The organism is Synechococcus sp. PCC 6717, from assembly GCF_022698185.1.
GTDB lineage: Bacteria > Cyanobacteriota > Cyanobacteriia > Thermosynechococcales > Thermosynechococcaceae > Thermosynechococcus > Thermosynechococcus lividus.
In genome coordinates this window covers 1-6,532 of sequence record NZ_JAKLTV010000023.1, presented here as the reverse complement: position 1 = coordinate 6,532, position 6,532 = coordinate 1, and the positions used below count along the sequence as shown (strand labels likewise).

Below are 6,532 nucleotides of genomic sequence, written 5' to 3'. Positions count from 1 at the left end.
CGATCTCTTGCCGCCAAAGCGGTAGTGACTTACTTGCCGGGATCTCTCCGTACTAGGATGTTTCTTCGCGTAGTTGATACGCCTACTTTCCACGTCTCTAGTTTAACACATAGAGAGGGCTAAAGCCCCCTGAGTTGGCTGTATCCCCTCGCTAAAGCGGAGGGGTTTTAGCCCGCCCACATCACTACTATAAGCAACTGCACTGAATTCAACTGCGCTGGCTCTACTATGGCACTGGCTGACCAAATGTAACTGTGATGGCAGCCACACGCAGGAGTGATTCCCGTCACACAGACCGTGCCATTTGGAGAGGGGAAACCGCTAAAAACCGCTAAAATAGTAAGGCTTTAGCGACTGGCCATTAGATTATCACTTGGGGTTTATGCGAACGCACTACTGCGGCAATGTCCGCGTCAGCGATGTTGAGTCCACCGTTACGCTCTACGGCTGGGTCGATCGGCGTCGGGATCACGGCGGGGTGATTTTTATCGACTTGCGCGATCGCTCCGGCATTGTCCAGATTGTCAGCGATCCTCAGCGTACCCCTGAGTCGTATCAACAGGCCGATCGCCTACGCAGTGAGTACGTCATTAAGGTGGTGGGTCGCGTCAGCCAACGGCCTGTCGATTCGTTGAACCCTAAACTGGCAACGGGTGACATCGAAGTGTATGCCGATCACATCGAACTCCTCAATCCGGTGCGGCAACAATTGCCCTTTAGCATCTCCGCCGCTGAACAGGAGCCGGTGCGCGAAGAGGTGCGGCTGCGCTATCGCTACCTCGATTTGCGACGGGAGCGTATGGCCCACAACCTACAGTTACGCCATCGCGTGGTGCAGGCAATGCGCCGTTTCCTTGAAGACGAGGCAGGCTTTATTGAAGTTGAAACCCCCATCCTGACCCGCTCAACCCCGGAGGGTGCCCGCGATTATTTAGTGCCCAGCCGCGTCAACCCTGGGGAATGGTTTGCCCTACCCCAATCGCCACAGTTATTTAAGCAATTGCTGATGGTGGCAGGGTGCGATCGCTACTACCAGATTGCCCGCTGCTTCCGGGATGAAGATCTCAGAGCCGATCGCCAGCCAGAATTTACCCAACTGGACATGGAAATGAGCTTCATGGGGCAAGATGAGATCCTCGCTCTTAACGAAGCCTTAGTGTGCCACATCTTCAAGACCGTCAAAGGCATTGRGCTGCCCCGGCCGTTTCCCCGCCTCAGCTACCATGAAGCCATGGATCGCTATGGCACCGACAAACCGGACACCCGCTATGGCTTGGAACTTGTCGATGTCTCAGATTTACTCAAAGACTGTGGCTTCAAGGTCTTTAGTGGGGCGATCGCCCAAGGGGGGATTGTCAAAATTCTGCCCATTCCCAACGGCAACGATCGCATCTCCAACGTGCGGATTAAACCCGGCGGCGATCTGTTCCAAGAGGCAACCGCCGCAGGAGCTAAGGGCTTAGCCTATATCCGTGTGCGCGACAACGGCGACATCGATACCATTGGTGCCATTAAAGACAATCTTTCGCCAGAGCAAAAGGCTGAATTACTGAAGCGCACCGGCGCACAGCCAGGCCACCTATTGTTATTTGGGGCAGGGGAAGTAGCCACGGTCAACAAAACCTTAGATCGCTTGCGGCAGACCATTGCCCGCGAGTTTGCCCTGATTGACCCAGCGGCCATCAACCTCCTTTGGATTGTGGACTTCCCAATGTTTGAGTGGAACGCCGAGGAAAAGCGCCTCGAAGCACTGCACCATCCCTTCACCGCGCCCCATCCCCACGATTTAGACAACCTGAAAACCGCCCGTGCCCAAGCCTACGATCTGATCTACAACGGCTACGAAGTAGGGGGAGGAAGCCTGCGCATTCACCAGCCCGAACTACAACGCCAAGTATTTGAAACCATTGGCTTGGATGAGACTGCGGCACAGGAAAAATTTGGCTTCTTACTAGAAGCGTTTGAGTTTGGCACGCCTCCCCACGGCGGCATTGCCTACGGCCTCGATCGCTTGGTGATGCTCTTGGCAGGGGAAGACTCTATTCGCGACACGATCGCCTTCCCCAAAACCCAGCAGGCTCGCTGTCTGCTCACGGGGGCACCCAGTGGTGTGGAGCCACAACAACTCAAGGAACTGCATGTCGTGCCTGCGAAGCCACCGCGGCGTAACCCCTAAGCTCGCAGATCCGTTTGCCGATTCCATACCCCTTGCGGCAACCATTCGCCACGCACCTGTTGTACCATGGCCACCGACATAATGTAGCCCCACGCTGTGGTCAAGGGGGTTCGATCCAGATCATAAACAGGAATACGCTGCCGCTGGTACGCGCTACGATCCGGTGGCAACTGAGGGTAATATCCTTCAAAGTTATCCAAGCGCTCTAATAGGGTGTCGGGTGGGTTCCTAAAGATGAGGAGTTCACCATGTACCCATCCTTCCTCTAGGGTCATAGCGGGGTAGCCCATGGGTAAATGGTAAAGACGACCTTGAGCTAAGGCAGGCTGGTGGGAGTGTAACCATGGTTGGCAGAGTTTCGTATGGGGATCATAGCCGGTCTTGAGGGTGCCATAGACAAAGAGGTAGAGAGTGTCCGGTGGTGTCATCTTGTGCCCCTAGAAAACTCGTCTGACATACCGCGCTCCGGCAAAGACACCTCGGCTAGATCGCAGATACCAGTTGCGAAACGCAGATCGTTTGAGTAACGGTTGAGTGCACTCACTACCCCCCTTGAGAACGTAATGCTCCCCATCAAAATAGGGTGTGGAATAGCCTCGGTAGGGATAGCTTTGAAATCCGGCATAGGGTGCAAAGGGGGTTTGAACCCACTCCCAAACCAAGCCAGTGTAGGGTAAACCGTGTTGGCAGGCAATTTCCCATTCCTGTTCGCTGGGTAAACGCTTCCCTTGCGAGTAACCGTAAGCTTCAGCTTCGTAAAAACTCAAGCCCCACACCGGAGCGTGCAAATGATCATCGGGAATGGGGTAGAAGGGGGCTGTGATGCCATGGCTTTCGCGCCACTGCCACCCCGCTGCTGACCACCATTCTGGCCGCTGGTAGCCGCCATTCTCAACAAAGTTGCGGTATTGCCCCCACGTCACGGGTGCCGCATCTATGACAAAGGGGGGACTCAGCACCAGATGAGAGGGCTGTTCATTATCTAAGGCCAGCAGATCATCTCGGCCAAGACGATACTCGCCTGCAGGTACAGCAAAGGGTGTCGTGACATCACCGATAGGCGGTGGATACCTGTTCAGCCGCCCCTGCATAGCCAAGACCATTTGCAGGGTTTCCGTGTGCTGGGYTTCGTGCTGCAATATCCACCMCCACAGACGAGCCTCTTCCTGCCATTGGGACTCCGATAGCCGCCACAGGCGATCGCCCACCTCTTGGCGAATGTCTGCCAGATAGCTGAGTAACTCTGCCCGATCCGGTAGTTGCTGCCGCTCTGCTTTCGGACGACCATCCGCCGCAAACCAGTAGCGATGGCGATCGCTCACAGCGGGATGCGTGGGCTGATCCAAAAGCCACAGGGCTTCAGTAAAGCCAATATGCCCTAGATGCCAGCCCACCGGACTGTACAGGGGGTGAGGTTGGGTTCGCAGGGCTGAGTCTGGTAGATCCGCGATGAGCGCTAGGGTCTGTTGCCGCTGGTGTTGCCAAGCCTGCCAAAAGATCTCTCGCTGGTGCACGGCTAGGACTGTGCTAGAAGCAGAAATGTTGAATCCAGACATAAAACTTTACGTTTCAAGGTACACGACTCATACCCGTGTCTCCAGCCGCAAATCGCAACTCCAAGGCACGATTGAGCAACGATGACTCAGTTCCAGTTGTAAATACCGCTGTCTTCATCCGACCTCAGACTGTAGGGTCGCTTCCACTTGGTATTGCTCCCACAGCGATTGGTACAGTCCGGAGACAGCCGCTAACTCACTATGGGTGCCCTGCTGCACAATCCGCCCCCGATCCATGACAAGAATGCGATCGCAGGTGGCGGCAGCCGCCAGTTGGTGGGAGATAAACAGTACGGTTTGGCGGCGATCGTGCAATGCCCGCAGAATTTGACTGGCGGTTTGGTTATCGACACTGGCAAGGGCATCATCCAGCACTAAAATTGGCGCATTGACGAGTAGGGCACGGGCAAGGGCAGTGCGTTGTCGCTGTCCTCCAGAGAGGGTAATCCCCCGCTCCCCCACAAGGGTCTCGTACTGTTTGGGGAAGTTCAAGATTTCGTGGTGAATTTGTGCTTGGCTGGCGGCAGCAATTACTTTCAGTTCACTGGCCTCTGGTTCCCCATAGCGAATGTTGTTCTTGATGGTGGTGCTAAATAAAAAGCTTTCCTGAGGAACGTAGGCGATCGCCCCGCGCAGATCCGCTAGGCGTAGTCGGGTAATATCAATACCATCCAGGAAAATTTGGTTAGGGGCAATGTCCAACAAACGGGGTAAGGCACTGGCCAAGGTCGATTTGCCACAGCCAATGGGGCCAACAATGGCTACCATCTCGCCGGGCTGCACCTCAAAGGTCAGCCGATCTAAAACAGGGGTGCGGCGATTGGGATAGGTGTAGCTAAACTCCTGAAAGCGCAGATGCCCCTTCACCTGGGGCAATGACAGAGCATCGGGAGCATCCTTAATCCGTGGCTCTACACTCAAGATGGCCTCCACCCGATCGATGCTGACTTCTCCTCGCTGGTAGGTGGTAATCGTAAAGCCCAGCAGTGCCGTCGGAAAAATGAGGCGCTCTATATACAGCAGTAACGCTACAAAATCCCCGACCTGAATGGTGTTGTCGGCAATCATACGGCTGCCAAACCACAGCAAAATCAGCAGGCTAAAGCTGACCATGCCCCCTAACAGCGGAAATAAAATATTACGGGTTTTGGCGAGGACTAGGTTATTGGCTAGCAGTTCTGCGTTTAGGCGATCAAATTGGCGTTGTTCATTGGCTTCTTGGCCATAAATTTTAATTAGGGCAATGCCGCTCATGTCCTCTTGGATCAGATCACTGAGATCCGACAGGCTTTGCTGTACCTCCAGTTGCTCTGAGCGCAGGCGATCGCTAAAGGTTTGGACAATGAACAATACCGCCGGATAGACGGCGATCGCCCCTAAACTCAACCCCGGATGAATCGCCAGCATCACGGGTAGGGTGAAACCATAGGCAAAGAGAGTATTGACCGCACTCAGGAGGGCAAACCCCACTAAGCGGCGGATATTATCCACATCACTAGTGGCGCGGTTAATGAGGTCTCCAGCGGTATTTTCAGCAAAATAACTCGGCTCTAGCCGCAGTAGGTGCTCAAAGATGCGCTGCTTGAGGTCAAACTCAACCAAGCGACCCGCCCCAAAGATCCACAGCCGCGAAGCCATGCGAATCAACCACATCAACGAGGCCAAGCCAATCAATAGCAGGGCATAGAACACCACCCGCTGAAATTGAAATTGAGCCTGCAGCTCATCAATTGCTGTGCCAATCAGCAGCGGCAGGTACGTACCAAGCAGGTTCACCACCAATAGGGCAACCACCCCCGCCCAGATTTTAGTTTGATGGGGGCGCAGGTAATGCAGGAGACGGCGGAAGCGACTGGAACGGCCAGACTTAGGGGCAGCAATCATCACACGTGGCTCAGTGCCCTAGGGGGCGTCGATAAAGGCATTGAGGTCTTCAATCAACCGGCTGAGTTCCGCCTCCGTTGTCAGGCGAATGGACTCATCCCGCACCGTTAAAAGCACCTTGGCGGCGTAGGGATTGGGCCAAATATTGGGGTTACAAAACACTTCCAAAAACACCTCGCCAACGTGTTGGTATTCCATAACGGCTTGGGGGCTGATTTGACTACCGCTGGCCTTGGCGGTGGCGATCGCCCGCATGCCTTCCATGAGATCGTCAATTGCTGTCCGTAGGGACTGAGCCGCATCGCGGGAAAAACAGAATGCAACCGACCCCTCTACCAGATTAATGCGAATGCGATCGCTCATAGGTGTTGCCTTTTCACAGGGAGTTGACAGCAAAAGCACCAAGTAAAATTGACGCGCCCTAATATTGGGGGGACACTCCTCCAGCAGTGACTGCAAGGAAGACAGGGCAAGCGCTGTAGGTATCACCTCGCGGTTGGACATCCCTGCAATCTGGCCAGTCGTTCGTGCACATAGCTATTCTGCCATAGGTTGAACCTGAGGTTTTGGGAACAGCGGTTACTATCTGCCTCTGCGGCGCACTGGGTTTGACATACTTCTTGCCCTAAAAGCGGGGCGTTAGACCCGGTTTTCTTGGTAATTGACTTCTCTCCTCCTTGAAAGAGAGGGGATTCCCAAAGGATGCTACGCAACGGGCTGAAGCCGCGTTGCTTCGCTTTTCCCTTGAGCTGTCACCCACAACTTAATGCGGGTGGGGGCAGTCAAAGACCCCCTACCAACTCCGCTCAGACTCAATCCAAGCATCGTCGCTACTTTACGCAGGATGTTGGCAGCGCCATTACAATCCGCGTTGATGTACCAATTCTGAGCAGTCCTGAACAAACCTCGCTTCGTC

At 54.6% G+C, this 6,532-nt stretch carries 5 protein-coding genes; 1 reads left to right on the top strand and 4 read right to left on the bottom strand.

The features are described 5' to 3' along the window. Positions 1 to 382: 382 nt before the first annotated feature. A complete protein-coding gene (gene aspS / locus L5470_RS09840; protein ID WP_499499728.1) occupies positions 383 to 2,176 on the top strand; it encodes an aspartate--tRNA ligase in 1,794 nt (597 codons plus the stop codon). On the opposite strand, the gene L5470_RS09835 is transcribed toward aspS, so the two are convergent. From L5470_RS09835 to L5470_RS09820, 4 genes are all read right to left on the bottom strand, one after another. Further along, positions 2,173 to 2,604 (bottom strand): gamma-glutamylcyclotransferase family protein, encoded by a 432-nt coding sequence (locus L5470_RS09835; protein WP_499499726.1) that lies wholly within the window; start codon positions 2,602 to 2,604, stop codon positions 2,173 to 2,175. The two genes, aspS and L5470_RS09835, sit on opposite strands and share 4 nt — an antisense overlap. Positions 2,605 to 2,613: 9 nt before the next feature. Beyond that, on the bottom strand, positions 2,614 to 3,732 hold the full coding sequence (locus L5470_RS09830; protein WP_499499724.1) for an SUMF1/EgtB/PvdO family nonheme iron enzyme: 1,119 nt from the start codon (positions 3,730 to 3,732) through the stop codon (positions 2,614 to 2,616). A 114-nt stretch (positions 3,733 to 3,846) separates the two neighbouring features. Beyond that, a complete protein-coding gene (locus L5470_RS09825) occupies positions 3,847 to 5,616 on the bottom strand; it encodes an ABC transporter ATP-binding protein (RefSeq protein WP_499499722.1) in 1,770 nt (589 codons plus the stop codon). Positions 5,617 to 5,634: 18 nt separating this feature from the next. Continuing rightward, positions 5,635 to 5,979, bottom strand: a complete 345-nt coding sequence (locus L5470_RS09820; RefSeq protein ID WP_099799008.1) for a hypothetical protein — start codon at positions 5,977 to 5,979, stop codon at positions 5,635 to 5,637. Positions 5,980 to 6,532: the final 553 nt, after the last annotated feature.

What these genes read in the sequence shown, in the direction of transcription:
- L5470_RS09825 (WP_499499722.1), bottom strand. Translation starts at nt 5,616, where the DNA reads ATGATTGCTGCCCCTAAGTCTGGCCGTTCCAGTCGCTTCCGCCGTCTC.
- L5470_RS09820 (WP_099799008.1), bottom strand. Translation starts at nt 5,979, where the DNA reads ATGAGCGATCGCATTCGCATTAATCTGGTAGAGGGGTCGGTTGCATTC.
- L5470_RS09835 (WP_499499726.1), bottom strand. Translation starts at nt 2,604, where the DNA reads ATGACACCACCGGACACTCTCTACCTCTTTGTCTATGGCACCCTCAAG.